This window comes from Sanguibacter sp. Z6_81, from assembly GCF_057180625.1.
The window spans coordinates 1-19,426 of sequence record NZ_JBXUFV010000001.1 but is presented as its reverse complement, the minus strand read 5'-3'; the positions used below and the strand labels follow the sequence as shown (position 1 = coordinate 19,426).

The 19,426-nt window shown below is 71.9% G+C and carries 17 protein-coding genes; 10 read left to right on the top strand and 7 right to left on the bottom strand.

Annotated features, from left to right (window positions below; translation table 11 throughout):
- The first annotated feature begins 37 nt into the window (after positions 1-37).
- A complete protein-coding gene (pstB, locus tag AC2AXK_RS00085; RefSeq protein WP_484343294.1) occupies positions 38-817 on the top strand; it encodes a phosphate ABC transporter ATP-binding protein PstB in 780 nt (259 codons plus the stop codon).
- Positions 818-950: 133 nt separating this feature from the next.
- Here the strand turns inward: pstB and AC2AXK_RS00080 are convergent, their stop codons facing one another.
- Entirely contained in the window at positions 951-1,424 is a 474-nt protein-coding gene (locus AC2AXK_RS00080; protein ID WP_484343293.1) for a hypothetical protein, read from the bottom strand.
- Positions 1,425-1,777: 353 nt separating this feature from the next.
- On the opposite strand from AC2AXK_RS00080, the gene AC2AXK_RS00075 reads away from it, so the two are divergent.
- The 7 genes from AC2AXK_RS00075 to rlmB all read left to right on the top strand — a co-directional run bounded on the left by AC2AXK_RS00075 (position 1,778) and on the right by rlmB (position 7,431).
- Positions 1,778-2,260 carry a CarD family transcriptional regulator gene (locus AC2AXK_RS00075; protein ID WP_484343292.1) on the top strand — a complete coding sequence of 161 codons (483 nt, stop codon included), beginning with the start codon at positions 1,778-1,780 and terminating at the stop codon, positions 2,258-2,260.
- Positions 2,261-2,315: 55 nt separating this feature from the next.
- The gene (gene ispD / locus AC2AXK_RS00070) at positions 2,316-3,122 is read left to right on the top strand and encodes a 2-C-methyl-D-erythritol 4-phosphate cytidylyltransferase (protein ID WP_484343291.1); all 807 of its coding nucleotides are present in this window, start codon (positions 2,316-2,318) and stop codon (positions 3,120-3,122) included.
- Positions 3,119-3,646 carry a 2-C-methyl-D-erythritol 2,4-cyclodiphosphate synthase gene (ispF, locus tag AC2AXK_RS00065; RefSeq protein ID WP_484343290.1) on the top strand — a complete coding sequence of 176 codons (528 nt, stop codon included), beginning with the start codon at positions 3,119-3,121 and terminating at the stop codon, positions 3,644-3,646. Before ispD ends, ispF begins: the two co-directional genes overlap by 4 nt.
- Positions 3,647-3,714: 68 nt before the next feature.
- Entirely contained in the window at positions 3,715-4,188 is a 474-nt protein-coding gene (locus AC2AXK_RS00060) for a VOC family protein (RefSeq protein WP_484343289.1), read from the top strand.
- 100 nt (positions 4,189-4,288) lie between these two features.
- Complete coding sequence (locus AC2AXK_RS00055; RefSeq protein ID WP_484343288.1) at positions 4,289-4,951, top strand: TetR/AcrR family transcriptional regulator; 663 nt, start codon at positions 4,289-4,291, stop codon at positions 4,949-4,951.
- A gap of 9 nt (positions 4,952-4,960) precedes the next feature.
- Positions 4,961-6,391, top strand: a complete 1,431-nt coding sequence (cysS, locus tag AC2AXK_RS00050; RefSeq protein ID WP_484343287.1) for a cysteine--tRNA ligase — start codon at positions 4,961-4,963, stop codon at positions 6,389-6,391.
- Positions 6,391-7,431 carry a 23S rRNA (guanosine(2251)-2'-O)-methyltransferase RlmB gene (gene rlmB / locus AC2AXK_RS00045; protein WP_484343286.1) on the top strand — a complete coding sequence of 347 codons (1,041 nt, stop codon included), beginning with the start codon at positions 6,391-6,393 and terminating at the stop codon, positions 7,429-7,431. The genes cysS and rlmB overlap by 1 nt, the downstream gene beginning before the upstream one ends.
- Before the next feature lie 94 nt (positions 7,432-7,525).
- Here the strand turns inward: rlmB and AC2AXK_RS00040 are convergent, their stop codons facing one another.
- The 4 genes from AC2AXK_RS00040 to otsA all read right to left on the bottom strand — a co-directional run bounded on the left by AC2AXK_RS00040 (position 7,526) and on the right by otsA (position 12,469).
- Positions 7,526-8,767 carry a DUF4032 domain-containing protein gene (locus tag AC2AXK_RS00040; protein ID WP_484343285.1) on the bottom strand — a complete coding sequence of 414 codons (1,242 nt, stop codon included), beginning with the start codon at positions 8,765-8,767 and terminating at the stop codon, positions 7,526-7,528.
- 112 nt (positions 8,768-8,879) lie between these two features.
- A complete protein-coding gene (locus AC2AXK_RS00035; protein ID WP_484343284.1) occupies positions 8,880-10,010 on the bottom strand; it encodes an ABC transporter ATP-binding protein in 1,131 nt (376 codons plus the stop codon).
- A 196-nt stretch (positions 10,011-10,206) separates the two neighbouring features.
- Positions 10,207-11,028 (bottom strand): trehalose-phosphatase, encoded by an 822-nt coding sequence (otsB, locus tag AC2AXK_RS00030; protein ID WP_484343283.1) that lies wholly within the window; start codon positions 11,026-11,028, stop codon positions 10,207-10,209.
- Positions 11,018-12,469 carry an alpha,alpha-trehalose-phosphate synthase (UDP-forming) gene (otsA, locus tag AC2AXK_RS00025; RefSeq protein WP_484343282.1) on the bottom strand — a complete coding sequence of 484 codons (1,452 nt, stop codon included), beginning with the start codon at positions 12,467-12,469 and terminating at the stop codon, positions 11,018-11,020. The genes otsB and otsA overlap by 11 nt, the downstream gene beginning before the upstream one ends.
- A 101-nt stretch (positions 12,470-12,570) precedes the next feature.
- On the opposite strand from otsA, the gene AC2AXK_RS00020 reads away from it, so the two are divergent.
- Together AC2AXK_RS00020 and AC2AXK_RS00015 are read left to right on the top strand one after the other, a co-directional pair.
- A complete protein-coding gene (locus AC2AXK_RS00020) occupies positions 12,571-14,280 on the top strand; it encodes a serine/threonine-protein kinase (protein ID WP_484343281.1) in 1,710 nt (569 codons plus the stop codon).
- A gap of 50 nt (positions 14,281-14,330) precedes the next feature.
- Entirely contained in the window at positions 14,331-15,176 is an 846-nt protein-coding gene (locus AC2AXK_RS00015; RefSeq protein WP_484343280.1) for a DsbA family protein, read from the top strand.
- Here AC2AXK_RS00015 and AC2AXK_RS00010 read toward each other — a convergent pair.
- Together AC2AXK_RS00010 and AC2AXK_RS00005 are read right to left on the bottom strand one after the other, a co-directional pair.
- The gene (locus tag AC2AXK_RS00010; protein WP_484343279.1) at positions 15,173-17,116 is read right to left on the bottom strand and encodes a heavy metal translocating P-type ATPase; all 1,944 of its coding nucleotides are present in this window, start codon (positions 17,114-17,116) and stop codon (positions 15,173-15,175) included. The two genes, AC2AXK_RS00015 and AC2AXK_RS00010, sit on opposite strands and share 4 nt — an antisense overlap.
- The coding region (locus AC2AXK_RS00005) for an FUSC family protein (protein ID WP_484343278.1) at positions 17,113-19,426 on the bottom strand (2,314 nt) is incomplete at its 5' end. The genes AC2AXK_RS00010 and AC2AXK_RS00005, both read right to left, overlap by 4 nt.

Genomic DNA, 19,426 nt, shown 5'->3' with positions numbered 1-19,426 from the left:
CGCGGACTCGTACCGCACCGAGAACGGAAGGATCCACGTGTCCAAACGCATCGAGGTCAGCGACCTCAACGTGTACTACAGCGACTTCCTCGCGGTCGCCGACGTGACGATGACGGTCGAGGAGCGGTCCGTCACGGCTCTCATCGGCCCCTCGGGCTGCGGGAAGTCGACCTTCCTGCGCACCCTCAACCGGATGCACGAGGTCATCCCCGGGGCCCGGGTGGAGGGGAAGGCCGTCATGGACGGCCAGGACCTCTACGGCACGGACGTCGACCCCGTGGGTGTCCGCCGCCAGGTCGGGATGGTCTTCCAGCGCCCCAACCCCTTCCCGACGATGTCCATCGCGGACAACGTGCTCGCGGGGGTGCGGCTGAACAACCGGCGGATCTCGAAGACCGACGCGAGCGAGCTCGTCGAGTCGTCGTTGCGCGGTGCGAACCTCTGGAACGAGGTGAAGGACCGGCTGGACCGCCCTGGCTCCTCGTTGTCCGGCGGGCAGCAGCAACGTCTGTGCATCGCTCGCGCGATCGCCGTGAAGCCGGACGTCCTGCTCATGGACGAGCCGTGCTCGGCCCTCGACCCGATCTCGACGCTCGCGATCGAGGACCTCATGGCGGAGCTGAAGAACGACTACACGATCGTCATCGTCACGCACAACATGCAGCAGGCGGCCCGGGTGAGCGACCGGACAGCCTTCTTCAACATCGCCGGCACGGGCAAGCCCGGCCGCCTCATCGAGATGGACGACACCTCGACGATGTTCTCCTCGCCGAGGGAGAAGGCGACGGAGGACTACATCTCGGGCCGCTTCGGGTGACCGGGCGCCCGCGCGCCCGGTCGAGGGACGAGGACGCGGGCAGGTGCACGGATGAATCACGACGAGGGCGGGGCCTGCAGCTGCAGGCCCCGCCCTCGTCGGTGTCGTCCGTGGTGCGGTCCGAGCCCGTGGTTCAGCTGTTTCCGGGCAGGGCGTCGGCGTACTCCGGCAGCGTGCCGTCGAGGACCGGGACGCTCACGATCGTGGACTCGCCGGCCGCGTTCGCCAAGGTGACGGAGAGGTTCGTCCCCGGAGCGGTCGGGACGGCCGAGATGACGGTCGGGGTGGCGCCGTCCTTGTGGAAGGTCAGGGTCTCGCCGCCCTTGAGCATGACGGGGATGTTGACCGAGCTGTCACCGGTGCGGATCGAGAGGGTCCCGCTGTCGTCGGCGGCGTTCGTCGCCGCACCGAGAAGCTGGCCCGGCTCGCCCTCGGCGGTCGTGACGATCATGAGGTTGTCGACCGAGATGTCACCGATCTCGGCGCGGATGCCGTCCGAGGGGTTGTAGGGCAGGTTCGTCGTCGGCGCGCAGGCGCTGACGGCGAGGGTGAGGCCGAGCGCGGAGAGGGCGAGAACGGAGCGTGTCTTCGGAGAACGGGTGATCACGGGTGGCTCCTGGATGTCACGTGCGGGCCCGGGGGGCCACGGTGGCGGGGGTCACGGCGCATGTCGGCGCGGCTCTGAGGAGTCGTGCTGAGTGTGCTGGTCACGTCGCGCCCGGTCTCACCGGGCGGGCCGTGCACCGACCGTCGCGCTCCTTCGGGGGACAGGCCGTCTGGGGCACAGCCTAGCCGAACGGGTACCAGCCGGACACGGACTGCACTATGTCGCACGCCACACCGGGAGCCCGGGCGCGTCGCGACGCTTCCTCGTGGGGGCGCGGGAGGGGAGCGGAGGAGCCCGGAATTTCAACGTTCTGGCGTGGTAAGATGGGCATCCGCGAAAGGGGACTTCCACTGATGACGTTCACAGTTGGGGAGACCGTTGTCTACCCGCACCATGGTGCTGCTCTTATCGAAGAGATCAAGACCCGAACCGTGCGCGGTGAGGACAAGATCTATCTCAAGCTCAAGGTTGCCCAGGGTGATCTGACCATCGAGGTCCCGGCGGACAACGTCGATCTCGTCGGTGTCCGTGACGTGGTGGGCCAGGAGGGTCTCGACAAGGTGTTCGAGGTGCTCCGCGCCCCCTACACCGAAGAGCCGACCAACTGGTCGCGCCGCTACAAGGCGAACGTCGAGAAGATCGCCTCGGGCGACGTCATCAAGGTTGCCGAGGTCGTCCGTGACCTCTCCCGCCGTGATGCCGACCGCGGCCTGTCTGCGGGCGAGAAGCGCATGCTCGCCCGTGCTCGCCAGATCCTCGTCTCCGAGCTGGCTCTGGCCGAGCACACGGAGGAGGAGAAGGCGGAAGCCATCCTCGACGAGGTCCTCGCATCCTGATGCGCCGACAGAACACGGTTGCCGGCCCGCGGTGCCTGCGCGGGTCGGTCGGCCGATGACGGCGAACGCCGTCGCGATCCTCACGGCGGCCGGTTCCGGGACGCGTCTGGGGTTCGGGCACCCCAAGGCCCTCGTCGAGATCGGCGGGGTGCCTCTCGTCGTCCGCGCCGCTCGTGAGCTCGCCCGGACCGGTGAGGTGCGCTGCATCGTCGTCACCGCGCCGGCCGACAGGGTCAGCGAGTTCGAGGACGTGCTGCGTGGCGTCGACGGGCTCGGCCCGTGGCAGGTCGTCGCCGGTGGGGACACCCGCCAGGCGTCGGTGGCAGCCGGCATCGCAGCGCTTGCCGCGACGCTCGAGGACGCGTCGGCGGACCCCGAGGACGCGCACGCACCGTGCGACGTCGTGCTCGTCCACGACGCGGCCCGCCCGCTCGCGCCGGCGTCGATGATGCTGCGCATCATCGACGCGGTCCGGCGCGGATACAGCGCCGTCATCCCGGGGTACGCGGTGACGGACACGATGAAGCTCGTGGCGCCCGCGCTCGGCTCGACGGCGGCCGACGGCCCGGCTCCGGAGCTCGTCGCCGGATCGGTCGACAGGTCGTCGCTGCGTGCTGTGCAGACTCCGCAGGGTTTCACCTGGGACCTGCTCGTGCGCGCCCACGCCGCCGGGGAGGAGCGAGCCCGCTCCGAGGCCACGGCCGCGACCGACGACGCCTCGCTCGTCGAAGCCGTCGGTGAGCCGGTGTGGGTGGTCGACGGTGACGTCGCCGCCCTGAAGATCACCACGCCGCACGACCTCGCTGTCGCGCGGCTGCTCGCGGACGGGGTGGACGCCCACCCTGCCGCACCCGGGCGATGACCGAGCCGCCCCTGCAGCCGGCCGCACCGCCCGCGGGCGTCCTGCCCCGCGTCGGGATCGGGACGGACGTGCACGCCTACGCGTCGCCGGGTGCTGACCGCGCGCTCTGGCTGGCGGGCCTGCACTGGCCCGGGGAACCCGGGCTCGCCGGGCACTCCGACGCGGACGTCGTCGCGCACGCCGCGGCCGATGCCCTGTTCTCGGCGAGCGGCCTCGGCGACCTCGGCTCGAACTTCGGGACGAGCGCGCCCGAGTGGTCTGGCGCCAGCGGCGCCGTGCTCCTGGCCGAGGCGGCCGCGCGCGTCCGGGCTGCCGGCTTCCACATCGGTAACGTCGCTGTCCAGCTCGTCGGGACCCGGCCCCGGCTCGGACCCCGACGCGCGGAGGCCGAGCGGGTGCTGAGCGTGGCCGCCGGCGCCCCCGTCACCGTCACCGCGACGACGACGGACGGCCTCGGCCTCACGGGGCGCGGCGAGGGCGTCGCCGCCATCGCGACCGCGCTGGTCGTCGCGCCCGGACCCTGACCCGCGGATCCTGGCCCCGTGGCCGGACATGTGCCACGCTGGGCTGACGTCGACGAGACGAGGGACCCATGACAAGCATCAGCACGTGCCTGTGGTTCGACCACGACGCGGAAGAGGCCGTCGCCTTCTACACCTCGCTGTTCCCGGGCTCGACCGTCACGTCCATCTCCCGGTACGGGGACGACGCCCGGCTTCCGGCGGGCACCGCGCTCATGATCGAGTTCGAGCTCGCAGGGCGGTCTTTCCAAGCCCTCAACGGTGGCACCACGGTCCCGTTCACGGACGCGGTCTCCCTCGCGGTGCAGGTCGACACCCAGGAGGAGATCGACGAGCTCTGGGCGCGGCTCACGGGCGACGGAGGTGCGGCCAGCCGGTGCGGGTGGCTCACCGACCGCTACGGCCTGCGGTGGCAGATCGTCCCGACGGAGCTCGAACGCCTCATGACCGACCCCGACCCCGACCGCACGGCCCGGGTCGCTCAGGCGTTGTCCACCATGGACAAGATCTCGCTGCCCGCCCTCCGTGCGGCGGCGCAGGGCTGAGGGCGATACACCGGGTGATCCTGTGGACTCCGCGGCGTCCGGGACGAGACGTGTCGCATGATGGGGTCAGGTGCTGGACGGCGACGCGCGGAGGATCGACATGGGGTGGACGCTCGAGGAGCGTAGGGACCGCGTGGTCAGCGCGGCGCTGGAGCTGGCGGCGGAGCAGGGGATCGAGCACGTCACGCTCCGTTCGGCGGCCGCCGCCGCCGGGGTGTCCTGGGACGCGGCCACCTCCTCGTTCGACGACCAGGCGGACCTGCTTGCCGCCATGAGCCGTCGTGTCACCCGGCTCATCATCGGTGCGGACGACCTCCAGGTGCCCGCGGAGGGCGACCTCGTCGATGTCCTCGAGTCCGTCGGGCTCGCGCTCTGGGCGCACCTGTCCGCCCGGCGGGACCACCAGCTCCTCGGCTACGAGCTCACCCTGCTCGGGCTGCGACGCACCGCGATGCGACCTCTCGTCACGCGCCAGTACGTGGACTCTCGGGCCGGCGCCGTCGCGGTCCTCACAGCGGTGGCCGAGCAGCACGGCGTCGTCTGGGCGTACCCGGTCGAGGACGTCGGGCGGACGGTGGCCGCATTCTTCGACGGGTTGGGTCTGGCCTGGGTGGCAGACGGCGACGACGACGCCGCCCGCAGGGTCGTGCGCCTCTTCGCACGGCAGATCGCGGGACTCGCCGCCCCGCTCGGTGCGGAGGCCGAGCGCCGTCGCGGTGCGGAGGTCGGGAGCGGTTCCGCCGCGGAGGCTGGCCCCCGGTAACCTTGGGGTGTGACCCTCCGCCTGTACGACACCGCCGTGCGTGACGTCCGTGACTTCGAGCCCCTGCGTCAGGGTGAGGTGGGCATCTACGTCTGCGGTGCGACCGTCCAGGGTCCGCCGCACATCGGCCACATGAGGTCGGCCGTGGCGTTCGACGTCCTCGTCCGCTGGCTGCGTCGGACCGGGAGCTCGGTGACGTACATCCGCAACGTCACCGACGTCGACGACAAGATCCTCGCGAAGTCCGCAGCGGCGGGAGTGCCGTGGTGGGCATGGGCGGACAGGCACGAGCGTGCGTTCCGTGACGCCTACGACGCCCTGGGCAACGAGCCTGCCACGTACGAGCCCCGTGCCACCGGGCACGTCACCGACATGATCGACCTCATGGAGCGCCTCGTGGCCGCCGGGCACGCGTACCAGACGGGCGAGGGCGACGTGTACTTCGACGTGCGGTCGTGGGAGCCCTACGGGGAGCTCACGAACCAGCGTCTCGAGGACCTCACCCCGGCCCCCGACGAGACGGACGTGAGCGTCAAGCGGGACCCGCGCGACTTCGCTCTGTGGAAGGCCGCGAAGCCCGGCGAACCCGAGACGGCGTCGTGGCCCACGCCGTTCGGTCGCGGCCGCCCCGGGTGGCACCTCGAGTGCTCCGCGATGGCGCGGCGATACCTCGGCGACACCTTCGACATCCACGGGGGCGGGCTCGACCTGAGGTTCCCGCACCATGAGAACGAGCAGGCCCAGTCACGAGCCGCGGGGTACGACTTCGCCCGGTACTGGATGCACTCCGCCTGGGTGACGCAGGGGGGCGCCAAGATGAGCAAGTCGCTCGGCAACGGGCTGCTCGTCACCGAGGTGCTCGCGCGGACCCGTCCCGCCGTCCTGAGGTTCGCCCTCGCGTCGGTCCACTATCGCTCGATGCTCGAGTGGACCCCGGAGACCCTCGCGGACGCGGACGCGACGTGGGACCGTTTCGCCGGGTTCGTCGAGCGGGCGACCGAGCGGGTGGGTGCGCCCGACGACGTGGGCTCCGTCGAGCTGCCCGAGGCGTTCGTCGCCGCCATGAACGACGACCTCAACGTCTCGGCGGCACTCGCTGTCGTCCACGAGCACCTCAAGGCGGGCAACTCCGCGCTCGCGGACCGCCAGGACGCCGTCGTGGCCACCGAGCTCGCCGCCGTGCGCTCGATGCTCGACGTCCTGGGGCTCGACCCGGCACGCTGGACTGCCGACGCCTCCGGCGACAGCCGCTTCGCGAGAGCGCTGGACGCTCTCGTCTCCTGCGAGCTCGAGGCACGCGCCGAGGCGCGAGCTGCCCGGGACTTCGCCACGTCCGACGCGATCCGGGACCGCCTCGCGCGGGCCGGGATCGTCGTCGAGGACTCGACATCAGGCGCGCGATGGACGCTCGCCGCCACGACCACGGAGGACCAGAACTGATGCCAGGCAACTCACAGCGCCGCGGAGCGGTGCGCAAGCCCGGATCGAAGAAGGGCGCCCAGACCGGATCCGGCGGCTGGGGGCGGCAGGCCCTCGAGGGCCGCGGCCCCACCCCGAAGGCCGAGGAGCGACCGCACCACCCCGCCGCGAAGCGCAAGGCAGCCGCGGCGAGCCGCGGCGACGGCGCCGGCCGGTCCGACCGCGCCGAGGGGCCGCGTGGTGCGCGGCCAGGAGGCAAGGCCGCACCCCGCGGCGGACGCACGACGAAGAAGGCCGGGTCCGCCACGCACGAGATGGTCTCCGGTCGTAACGCCGTGCTCGAGGCCCTGCGGGCACGCATCCCCGTCTCGGCGGTGTACATCGCCACCAGGCTCGAGGCCGACGACCGCACCCGGGAGATCCTCCAGATCGCGTCCGGCCGGGGCTACAACCTCCTCGAGGTGACGAAGCCCGAGCTCGACCGGCTCACCGACGACTCTGTGCACCAGGGCGTCGCGGTCCAGGTGCCCCCGTACGAGTACGCCGACCCCGAGGACCTGCTCGACGCGGCGGCGGCCGCGGGTGTACCGCCGCTCATCGTCGCGCTCGACGGCGTGACGGACCCCCGCAACCTCGGGGCCGTCCTGCGCTCCGCCGGTGCGTTCGGTGCCCACGGCGTGCTCGTCCCCGAACGACGTTCCGCGGGTGTCACGGCCTCCGCCTGGAAGGTGTCCGCGGGCGCCGCGGCCCGTGTGCCGGTCGCCCGGGCGACGAACCTCACGCGGACGCTGCAGGAGTACAAGTCGGCGGGCTGCTTCATCGTGGGCCTCGACGGGGGCGGTTCGACGGACGTGGGCGACCTCGCGTTCGCCACGGATCCGCTCGTCCTCGTCGTCGGGTCCGAGGGCAAGGGCCTGTCGCGGCTCGTGCGTGAGACGTGCGACGTCATCGCCTCCATCCCCATCGGGTCCGAGGTCGAGTCTCTCAACGCCGGCGTGGCAGCGGGCATCTCGCTCTACGAGGTCGCCCGGGTCCGGGCTGCGGCAGCTGCCCAGGCCTGACACACGCGTCAGCACCGCGCGACGGCGGACATGCCAAGCGCAGAGGGCGGGACCCGACCGGGTCCCGCCCTCTGCGCGTGCGTGCTGCTCCTGCTTACTCCTGCTGGTCCGCGGCTTCCGGCGGGAGGCCGAGGATGGCCATCTCGTCCGGCCGGTGGCGCAGCACGTTCTCGACGTAGCTGGCGACGGCCTCGTTGAGCGGCACGTCGCGGTGCTGCTGCTCCGAGATGAACCAGCGGTGGTCGAGCACCTCGTGGAAGATCTGTGCGGGTTCGAGCTTGCGGCGCTGGTCCCGGGGCACGGCACGCACGGTCGGCTCGAACACCCCGGACAGCCAGTCGTGGGCGACGAACTCCTCGTCGTCGTTCTGGCGGTCGGTCGCCGCCCGGAACGTGTCGAGGTCGTTGAGCAGCCGGCGCGCCTGGTTCTCCTGGACGTCGAGGCCGGTGAGGTGCATGAGGCGTCGGGAGTGGTGGCCGGCGTCGACCACCTTGGGTTGGATCTGGACGCTCGTCCCGTCGATGTCGGTGGTGATCTCGAGCTCACCGACGTCGAACCCGAGGTTGTTCAGGCGGTCGATCCGCGCTGCGACACGCCACCGCTCGTCCGCGTCGAAGGACTCCTCCTCCGTGAGCGCGTTCCACAGCTCGTTGTACCGCTCGAGCAGGGCATCCCCGATGGCGATGGTGTCGATGTCCTCGTCGAGGAGCTCACCGGCAGCCAGGTCCATGAGCTCGCCGATGATGTTCGTCCGCGCGAGCTCGACGTCGTAGGTGCGCTGGCCGGGGCTGAGCTTCTGGTGCAGGTCACCCGTCTCGGCGTCGACGAGGTACGCGGCGAAGGTCTCCGCGTCCCGCCGGAAGAGGGTGTTGGAGAGCGAGACGTCGCCCCAGTAGAACCCGATGAGGTGGAGCCGTACGAGGAGCACCGCGAGGGCGTCGATGAGCCTCGTCGCCGTGTCGGGACGCAACGTCTGGCTGAACAGCGACCGATAGGGCAGCGAGAACTGGAGGTGCTTCGTGATGAGCACGGCCTCGAGGCGTTCACCGTTCTTGTCCTGCCGACCGGTGATCACTCCGACCGGCTCGACGCTCGGGACGTCGATGCGGCTCAGCTGCCGCAGGAGCTCGTACTCGCGGTACGCGACCGACTCGCCGATCTCCTTGACAGCGATCACCCCGCCGGACAGGCGCACGAACCGCACGACGTGCCTCGACAGTCCGCGCGGCAGGGCCGCCAGGACGGACGCGGGCCAGTCCTCGAGCGGGACGTCCCACGGGAGGTCGAGGAGCGCCGGGTCGGGTGATGCGGCGGTGATCTGGAGGTTCTGCGCCACGAAAGCGGTCCTTTCCGTGGTAGTGGAGCGGTCCGGCACGGCGTCAGTACCGGGGCAACGCGAAAGGGGCGGGCGAGGCACCAGGCCACCACCCGCCCCTTTGCGGACTACATCAGAAGCTCGACAGCCGCAGGCCGCTGCTCGGCGAGAACACGTGCTCCTGGCCGGGGCGGATCGCGACGTGGATGCGCTCGCCCTTGCCCGGCACCGAGCGCGGGTTGACGCGCACGATGATCTCGTGGTCGCCGGCACCGGCGGCCCCGAGGTCGGCGTTGGCGAGGTCGCCCTTGAGGGTGCCGTACACGTACGCGTCGGAGCCGAGCTCCTCGACGATGTTGACCTCGACCGGGATGGCCGACGGGTCGGACGCGCTGACGATGTCGAGCGCCTCGGGGCGGAACCCGAGGGTCACGCGGCCGTTGTCCTCAGCGGTGAGCGCGGACGTCGCCTCGCGGGCGATCGGGATGCGAGCCTGCCCGATCTGCGCGACGCCGTTGGAGACGGCGAACGTGCCGAGGTTCATCGCGGGCGAGCCGATGAAGCCGGCGACGAAGACGTTCTGCGGGGTGTCGTACATCTCGCGGGGCGTGCCGACCTGCTGGAGGAGGCCGTCCTTGAGGACCGCGATGCGGTCGCCCATGGTGAGCGCCTCGGTCTGGTCGTGCGTGACGTAGACCGTCGTGACGCCGAGACGACGCTGGAGCGACGCGATCTGCGTACGGGTCTGGACGCGGAGCTTGGCGTCGAGGTTCGACAGCGGCTCGTCCATGAGGAACACCTGCGGCTGACGCACGATGGCGCGGCCCATGGCGACACGCTGACGCTGACCACCGGAGAGGGCCTTCGGCTTGCGGTCGAGGTACTCGGTGAGGTCGAGGATCTTCGCGGCCTCTTCGACGCGGGTACGGATGTCCGCCTTCGGGGTGCCGGCGATCTTCAGCGCGAAGCCCATGTTGTCCGCGACGGACATGTGCGGGTACAGCGCGTAGTTCTGGAAGACCATCGCGATGTCGCGGTCCTTGGGCTGCACGTCGGTGACGTCGCGGTCACCGATGAGGATGCGGCCGCCGTTGACGTCCTCGAGGCCTGCGAGCATGCGCAGCGAGGTGGACTTGCCACAGCCGGAGGGGCCGACGAGGACGAGGAACTCGCCGTCCTCGACGTGGAGGTTGAGCTGGTCCACCGCCGGACGCTCGGTCCCTGGGTAGATGCGGCTTGCGTGGTCGTAGGTGACCGTTGCCATGGTGATGACATCCCTTCACCGGCAGGTACGTGCCGGACGATCCGTTGTGAATGGGGTGTGTGCGGATCGTCCAGGAACAGACGGCGCGCAGACACTCGTCTTCAGTTGTGGTGCCCGGCATCGGTGCCAGGCACGGTGAGCATACTACGAGCGGGTGAGGGGCGTAAGGGTCCTCGTCGGCGCGCGGCGTCGCCGGTCAGGCTCCGGCGCGCTCGGAGAGCCGGTCCGCGAGGAGGGTGAGGAGGTCCGCGGCGGCGGAGGGGTCCGCGACACGCACCGCCGCCAGGGTGTCCCCGTCGCCGACCTTCACGCCGAGATCACCGCTGCCGAGGACGGCGAACGCGCGCTCGTCGGTGACGTCGTCGCCCATGTAGAACACCCCGCGTGCCCCGAGCTCCGTGCGCAGGCCGTCCAGCGCCTGCCCCTTCGAGGTCTCCACGACAGCGATCTCGACGACGTCCTTGCCTCGCGTGACGTGCGCGCCGAGCCGCTCGCCCAGGGCCGCGGAGGCGCGAGCCGACTCCTCGGCACGCTCCCGCTGCCCGGCGAGGCGTGTGTGCAGGACCGCGGCGGAGGGCTTGTGCTCCACCCAGGCGCCGTCGAGCGGCGCCGCGAGGGAGTCGAGTCCGGCCTCGACCTGCGCGAGGAGGTCGGCCTGCTCGGGAGTCAGCGAGAGGCGTCTGCGCTCCACACGGGTCTCGCCGCTGCCGGCGAGCACGTCCCCACGCTCGGCGCCGTGGCTGCCGACGAGCACCGCTCCCGCGGGTGGTGCCGCGAGGTGCGCGAGGGCGTCGAGGTCGCGGCCCGAGACGAGGGCGACCCGGACGAGCGTCGCAGGCAGGGCGGCCAGCCGGGCCAGTGCCCGGGCAGCCGCATCCGTCATGCGGGAGGAGGCAGGGTCGTCGACGAGGGGTGCGAGCACGCCGTCGAAGTCGCTCGCCACGAGCAGCGGCCCGGCGGTGCCCGACCCCGCGATGAACGTCTCCACCGCGTCCCGCAGGACGGCCTCAGGCGTCATGGGTGCCGCCCTGGGAGTGGTGGGAGCTCGCGGGCATCGCGCTGAGCGCCCCGAGGAAGTTGGCCGACCACTTCGCGACGTCGTCGGTGAGCACCCGTCGGCGCAGCCGCCGCATGCGCTTGCGCTGCTCGCGGTGGTCCATCGTCGCGGCCTGGATGAGGGCGTCCTTCATGCCGTCGATGTCGTGCGGGTTGACCAGGACCGCCCCGGACAGCTCGTCGGCGGCACCCGTGAACTCGGACAGCACGAGCACACCCTGGTCGTCGGAGCGGGCCGCGACGTACTCCTTGGCGACGAGGTTCATGCCGTCGCGGAGCGAGGTGACGAGCATGACGTCCGCGGCGAGGTAGAGCGCGGCCATCTCCTCCGGGGGGTAGGAGTGGTGGAGGTAGTGGATGGCGCTGTGCCCGATCTCTCCGTACTCCCCGTTGATGCGTCCGACGAGGCCCTCGACGTGCTCGCGGAGCTCCTGGTACGCGCCCACGTTCTCGCGGCTCGGGCTGGCCACCTGGACGAGCGTGGACCGCGCCGGGTCGAGACGACGGTCCTGGAGGAGCTCGCCGTAGGCCTTGATGCGGTGCCTGATGCCCTTGGTGTAGTCGAGGCGGTCGACGCCGAGCATCATGATCGCGGGGTTGCCGAGATCGGCACGCACCTCCTTGGCGCGTGCCTGCACCTCCGGGGTGCGGGCGAGCTCGTCGAACCGTCGGGAGTCGATGGAGATGGGGAACGGTGCGGCGCGCACGTGCCGGCTCGGCTGGCCGTCCGCACCCTGCATCGTGATGATCTGGCCCCGGGTCGTGAGGTCCGTCAGGCGCCGCACGGCGCGGATGAAGTTGGATGCGTCGCCCGCCCGCTGGAACCCGATGAGGTCAGCGCCGAGGAGGCCGTCGATGACCTGCTTGCGCCAGGGCAGCTGCTGGAAGATCTCGAGCGGCGGGAAGGGGATGTGGTTGAAGAAGCCGATCCGCACGTCGGGCCGCAGGTCACGGAGCATCTTGGGCACGAGCTGCAGCTGGTAGTCCTGCACCCACACGATCGCACCCTCGGCCGCCTGCTCGGCTGCTGCCTCGGCGAACCGGAGGTTGACCTTGCGGTACGTGTCCCACCACTGCCGGTGGAACGCCGGCGCCGCGATGACGTCGTGGTAGAGCGGCCACAGGGTGTCGTTGGAGAACCCCTCGTAGTACCGCTCGATCTCGTCCTCGCTCAGGGTGACGGGTACGAGTCGCATGCCGTCGGCGTCGAAGGGCGCCGCAGCGAGGTCGGGCGCTCCCGACCAGCCCACCCATGCGCCGTCGGCGTCCTGCATGACAGGCTCGAGGGCCGTCACGAGGCCGCCCGGCGACCGCTTCCAGTCCACGGTGCCGTCGTCGGAAACGGACATGTCGACAGGTAGCCGGTTGGCCACCACGACGAGACTGAACCCGTCTTTACCCATACATGATCAACTCCTTGGATTCCGCACCAGAATAACGACACCTCGCGACGCGTGCCCAGTGGCGGCCGTCTACGCACCCCGCTCCGCGTACGGTAGGCGGCATGGAGCGGATCGGCCTGGAGCCCGGAACCGAGATCGGTGGATACCGGTTGCTGTCCGCGCTCGGCTCGGGGGGCATGGGCACCGTGTACCGGGCGGTGGACGGTGGCGGGCAGCCCGTCGCGTTCAAGCTGCTGCACCCCAACTACCCGGCCGATGCCGAGATGCGCCGGAGACTGGCGCGCGAGGTCGCCGCTCTCCAGCGCGTCCACCACCCCGGCGTCGCCCAGGTGCTCGACGCCGAGGCCGACTCCGCGGAGATGTTCATCGTCACGGAGCTCGTCGACGGCCCGACCCTCGAGGCCGAGGTCGCCCGGGGCGGCCCGCTGGACGCCGAGGACCTTCTCGAGCTGGCCGAGCAGCTCCGGGACGCCCTCTCCGCCGTGCATGCCGCCGGGGTCATCCACCGGGACCTCAAGCCGAGCAACGTGCTCATCGCCGATACCGGACCCGTGCTCATCGACTTCGGCATCGCGCACGGCCTGGAGGACGCGCGCGTGACCTCCACCGGGTTCGTCATGGGGACGCCGGGCTATCTCGCGCCCGAGCTCATCGACCGCCAGGATCCCTCGCCCGCCACGGACTGGTGGAGCTGGGCCGCGCTGCTCGTCTACGCCGCGACCGGTCGCTCGCCCTTCGGGGTGCGACCCCTGCAGGCCGTCATCGCACGAGCCCGGGACGGTGACCCGGACACAGCCGGCCTCGGTCCACGCACGAGCGCCGCGCTGCGTGGGGCGCTGATGAGCGACGCGGGCGACCGGCTCGCGCCGAGCGACGTCGTCGAGCAGCTGCGCATCGCGGCCGAGGACGGGGACATGCCCAGCACCGCGGTGCTCCCGCAGACCGCGGACGTCCCGCCACCGGACCCGACCGCTGTCCTCCCCGCCGGTGACGCCACCCGGCCCCTCGATGTCGCGAGGGCCCCGGAGGTGGACGCGACGGCGGTCCTCGAACGTGCGCCGGCAGCCCCCTCCTACCCACCGGGACTCGTCGTCGGCCCCGCGTACGAGGGGCCGGCGACGCAAGACATCCCCCTCTCCCCGTACGGGGAGAGGCCCGGCGAGGATGGTGGGCTGCCGGGCGAACCGGGCTACCGCCGCCCGCCCCTGCGGCGCCGCGGTACCGCGGTCCTCGCGCTCGCCGCCATGATCGTGCTCGCGGGCGCGACCTATCCGGGCGGCGCCCTCGTCGCGCTGCTCGTGGTCGTCGTCCTGGCCCGGCTCGTCGGGCTGTGCCATGACGCCTTCCACTCCCGACGGGAGGAGCAGGGGCCCCGGCGGTCCGACGGGGTCCGGGCCGTCGTCGCCCTGCCGTGGCGGGTCGTGTGGACGGTGCTCAGTGCCGTGCCCTCCCTCCTCGTGGCCGCCAGTGCCGTCGTCGTCGTCGGAGGCGTGCTGTGGTGGGCGTTGCGGACCGGCCGGATCGTCGTCGGGGACGGCGCCGGCGGGGACGGGAGCGAGCCCCTGGCCTACGCGATGGTCCTCGCGCTCTCGACGGCGCTCGCGGCCCTGCTCCTGTGGTTCGGACCGGCGACCTGGCCCGTGCGGCACGGTGCGCGCGTGGTGCTCGACCGCGTCGCGCCGGGGTGGGTGGGTACCCTCGTCCTCGTCGTCATCGCGGCACTGTTCGCGGCGTACTTCCTCGGGCTCGTCGTCTCCGGGCACCCCGTCGAGTGGTCACCCCTTCAGGAACCCCCCAGATTTGGTCCGTAAACTCGCCGCGAATCCCAGTCCGTGCCCCACCCAGCAAAGGTCTTGAACGCATGGCTACGAAGGAACCGCAGCTCTCGAAGGTCGACCGGAGGGAGGCCGCCCGGGCGCAGGCGCTCAAGCTCCAGCAGGAGCAGCTGCGCCGCGAGAAGCGGACGCGTGCCGTCATCATCACCTCACTCGTGGCGGGCGTGCTCGTCGTCGCGCTGATCGCCTGGGCGATCCTGCAGAACGGTGACTCCGACCGCGACGGTCTCACGGCGTTCCCGGACGACATCGAGGTTCCCGCTGTCGCGGACGCGACCGGCGGGATCAGCTTCGGCGCGAGCGGGGAGGCCGGCTCTTCGTCCGAGGGCGCCGTGACCGTCGAGGTCTATCTCGACTACATGTGCCCCAACTGCGCCGGGTTCGAGCAGGTCAACGGTCCCGAGCTCGAGGAGCTGCGCAGCTCCGGCGACATCAACCTCGTCCTCCACGGCATCTCGATCCTCGACTCCGTGTCCCGGGGGACGTCCTACTCGACGCGCGCCGCCCAGGCGTTCGCCTACGTCGCGGAGAACGCACCGGAGCACGCGCTCGCGTTCAACGAGGCCCTGTTCGTCAACCAGCCCGCCGAGAACACCACGGGTCTGTCCGACGACGAGCTGCGGGACATCGCGGTGAGCGTCGGTGTGCCCGAGGACGTCGCCAGCAAGATCTCGGAGGAGGTGTACGAGCCCTTCGTCGAGGCTCAGACGGAGATCGCCTTCAGCAACCCCGCCCTCGCCGGACCCAACGGCGGGTTCGGTACCCCCACGGTCGTCATCGACGGCGAGCGGTTCGAGGGCAACTGGGCCCAGCCGGGCGGGCTCGCCGCGGCGATCGCCGAGGCGCAGGGTTCCGCGCCCGCAGGCGACTAGTCGCTCCCGCGCCCCGCAGCTGCCGAGTCGGCTGCGGGGCGCGGTGCTGTCCGGCGCCCGCCAGCACGCAGGGCCCAGAGGATCGACACCACGTCGACACCCTCCTGCAGCCATGCGCCGACCACCGCGGGCAGGACGCCGCCGGCGGCGACGACCATGAGTGTCACGCTGAGCCCGATGCCGACCCAGATGCTCTGCAGGGCAACGTCGACGGTCTCGCGGCCGACGGAAAGTGCGCGGGGCACGAGCGCGACGTCGTCCCGCAGGACGACGACGTCCGCGGACTCGCTCGCCGCCGTCGCACCGCGGGCTCCCATCGCGATCCCCACGTCCGCCGCGGCGAGCACCGGCGCGTCGTTGACTCCGTCCCCGACCATGGCGACCGGCCGCGGGGTGATCTCCTGGACGGCGCGCACCTTGTCGGCCGGGAGACACTCGGCGCGCACGTCGTCGACGCCGAGCTCTCCGGCGACGTGCTCGGCGGTCTGCCGGCCGTCCCCGGTGAGCATGACGATCCGCTGCACGCCCAGTGCCCGCAGGGCGCTGATGGTGTCCGCCGACTCGGGCCGGATCTCGTCGCGCAGGACGAGGGAGCCGGCGTACGCGCCGTCGACGGCGACGTAGACGGCGAGCTCACCGGCAGCGAGCGGCGTGCGGGGGACGTCCTGGCCGACGGCCCCCGCGACGAACGACCGCTTTCCCACCACGACGGTGCGGCCGTCGACACGGGCGGTCACGCCGTTGGCCGTCGACTCCTTGGCCGCGTGGGAGCCGGACAGGCTCAGGTGCTGCCGCGCCGCGCCGTCGATCACGGCTGCGGCGAGGACGTGCGAGGAGTACTGCTCGGCCGACGCGGCCAGCCGGAGCACCTCGGCGTCCGAGAGAGGGCCGGAGCTGCGTACGTCCGTGAGCTGTGGCGCCCCCTGGGTGAGGGTGCCGGTCTTGTCGAAGGCCACCGTCCGGGTGTGGTGGAGAGCCTCGAGGGTCGCGCTGGTCTTGATGATCACTCCCTCGCGCGCCGCACGGCTCATCCCGGCCATGAACGCGACGGGCGCAGCGATGATGAGGGGGCAGGGCGTGGCGACGACGAGGACCTCGGCGAACCGCACCGCCTCACCCGAGGCCCACCACGCCGTGCCGGCGATCGCGAAGGCCAGGGCCGTGAAGGGCACGGCGAAGCGGTCCGCCAGCCGGACCATCGGGGACCTGCTGGCGGAGGCCTGCTCGACGAGGGCGATGATCTGCTGGTACTGGCTCTGCGCGGCGGGACGCGTCGTCTCGAGCGTGACCGCGACGGAGGTGTTCACCCCGCCCGAGAGCACCTCGTCGCCCGCGACCCGCTCGACGGGCAGGCTCTCACCGGTGAGCGACGACTCGTCGAGGCTGGCGAGCTCGGTGAGCAACGTGCCGTCGACGGGCACCACCTCGCCCGGGCGGACGAGGACGCGGTCCCCCCGGGCGACGAACGCCACCGGGACGTCCTCCGTCGTCCCGTCGGGGCACACACGGTGCGCGACGACGGGCGCCCGGGCGAGCAGCGCGGTGAGATCACCCTCGGCGCGGTGGGCCGCATAGTCCTCGAGCGCCTCGCCCCCGGTGAGCATGAGCACGACCACCATCGCCGCCCAGTACTCCCCGACCGCCACGGCGGAACCGATGGCGGTGACCGCGAGCACGTCCACGCCGAGGCGTCCGTGCGCGAGCGCCTGGACCATGTGCCACACGGACAGCGCGGCGACGTAGGCCGCGAACCCTCCGAGGAGCCACGGCACGTACCCGGACCATCCGGTCCGGGACAGGGCTCCTCCCACGGCGGCGACGATGAAGGTGGCGACGACCAACGGGTACCGGCGGGCGGCGCTCCGGGGCCGCAGCGCTGGTCGATCGCCGGCGGGCCGGTGCGTGCGGCGGTGCGGGATCCTGTGCTCAGGTCCTGTCACCGGCCAGCCTCGGCCCGCTCGTCGAGCAGGAACAGTGCTGCGTCGTTGAGCCTCTCGAGCTCCCGGATGGCTCTGGTCGTCGCTGGGGGGAGGTCGTCGCCGTCCACCAGGGCGTCCGAGAGCTCGAGGGGGCCCGGCGGCTGGACCGGGGGATCTCCGCGCAGCGCCGTGGCGAGCGCGTCGAGGTTCCCCGCCGTGAGGGCCGCGAGCCGCCTCCACTCCTCGTGGCTGATCCCCGAGTCTGCCGCTGTCGCGGTGGCTGCGTGCACCATCTCCTCGTTGCTGGACACCATCGCCCGGAGCGCGGTGAGCACGTCCTCGATCCCGCCGACGCCGAGCGCGCCGGGGGACCGGCGCAGCGGCTCGGCTGTCGTGGCGACCGTCTGGAGCTGGTGGTCGACGGCCAGCGCCTGAGCCTGCGCCGCACCCGGGGACTGCGGCGATCCGCTGAGGAGACCGAGCGACGCCGACGTGGCGCCGGACAGCGAGGTGACGAGGGCCGTGAGCTCGCCGTCGAGCCTGGTGCGTGTGCGCACCGGGAGGACGACTCGCGCGACCGCGAGTGCGGCGGCGGCGCCGATGATGGTCTCCAGGAGGCGGACCTCGATGGCGACGGGCCCCATGGAGCGCAGGAGCTCGTAGAGCTGGGCGTAGAGCATCGTCGCCCAGAACGCGGCGATCGCGGATGACACCGCCTGGAAGTACTGCGACGCGAAGACGCACAGGGCGAGCACCGGAAGCGTGACGGCCGGGTGCGAGCCCGACGCGATCGCGATGGCGAAGCCGATCGCCGCCCCCGCGACGGTCGCCAGGACGCGTTGGGCCGCCCGGACGAACGTGTCGCCGTCCGTCCCGGCGAGGACCTGGAGGGTCGGGAGCGCTGCCCAGACCTGGTGGGACGACGACACGAGCGACCCGAGGGTCAGAGCCAGCCCGGTGGACGCGCCGGCCTGGATCGCGCGGCGGGTCGACGGCCGCAGGCGGGCCGCCGGTCGGTGGGCGGGCCCGGCACCGGTGCCCCCGTCCGCCGCGGCGGCGTCCGGTGCGGCCTGTGGATCGCCGTGCACGACGGCGGTCGGGGCGGTGTCGGGAGCGGCGTGCGCCACCGTGCCGCCGGTCTGACCGGCAGCATCCACCGCGTGCAGGTCGTCCACCGCGTCCAGGAGCGCGACGGTTGCGCGGTGCAGACGACGCGCGGACCCGGGCCACGTGTCTGGCGCGACGGAGGACAACGTCCCTCCGGGCGCGTCTGACGACGCTGGCCCGACGTCCGGCCCGGAGCGACCCGTGTCCATGACCTGGTGAAGACGGCTCCGGACCGCCTCGAGCTCACCCGCGAGCCGGCCCCGGAGCAGTGCGGGCAGCGCGCCGCCGCTCGCCGCGTGCGCCGCGTCGGATACCGCGGCGGTAGCGAGCGCGACGTCGAAGATCTTCAGCCGCAGGGTCTCGGCGCGCGCCGGGTCGAGGTCGCCGGCGGTGTTCTCCGGGGTGAGCTGGCCGTTGAGGAACGCGCTCGCGCGGTGCAGCTGGAGCATGTTCTGGTCGACCCGCCGGGAGACGTCCGGGTCCCAGCGTCCCCACGAGGTCGCGTCGACGAGCGGGTCCAGTGCCAGGACGACGCGATAGAGGAAGGCGGCCACGCCCTCCCGGGCGATCCGCCCCGGGGCGTCCCGCAGCACGACGAGACCGAGGATCCCCGACCACACGACGCCGACCACACCGGCGACGACGTGCATGACGATGTCCCCGATCTCGAGGTCCATGAGCACAGCGAAGTAGTACGCGATGAACGTGATCTGACCGAGGAACGCCCAGGTCGTCCCGTACCGCCCCACCCACACACCGAGGAGGGCGACGACCACGACCGACGCGGCGATCACGAGGGAGGAGCCGTCGACGACAGCGGTCAGCACCACCGCGACGACGACGGGGCCGACGGCGAGGGCAGCGAGCGAACCCCGTGCCCGGCCTGGTGCGCTGCTCATCGCGCCGCTCGTGACCATCGCGATGATGCCTCCGTAGACCGCAGCCGGGAACGACGCACCGTCGAACGGGCGGAGCGCGATGACGAGGGTCACGACGGTGGCGGTAGCGGCGATCAGGGCACGCACCGCCGACCGGCGACGGGTGGAGCCGGGGTCGACGAGGGCGGCCCGGTCCCGCAGGAACACCCCCCACCGGTGCCGGGCTGTGCGATCGGCGCCGTCCGGTTCTGCCTGCACCGCGGTGGGCCCGGGTGGGGTGGGTGTGGGGATGAGGATGGGTTGGTAGTCGAGGTCGTGGGCGACGGTGGTGGTGAGGGTGTGCATG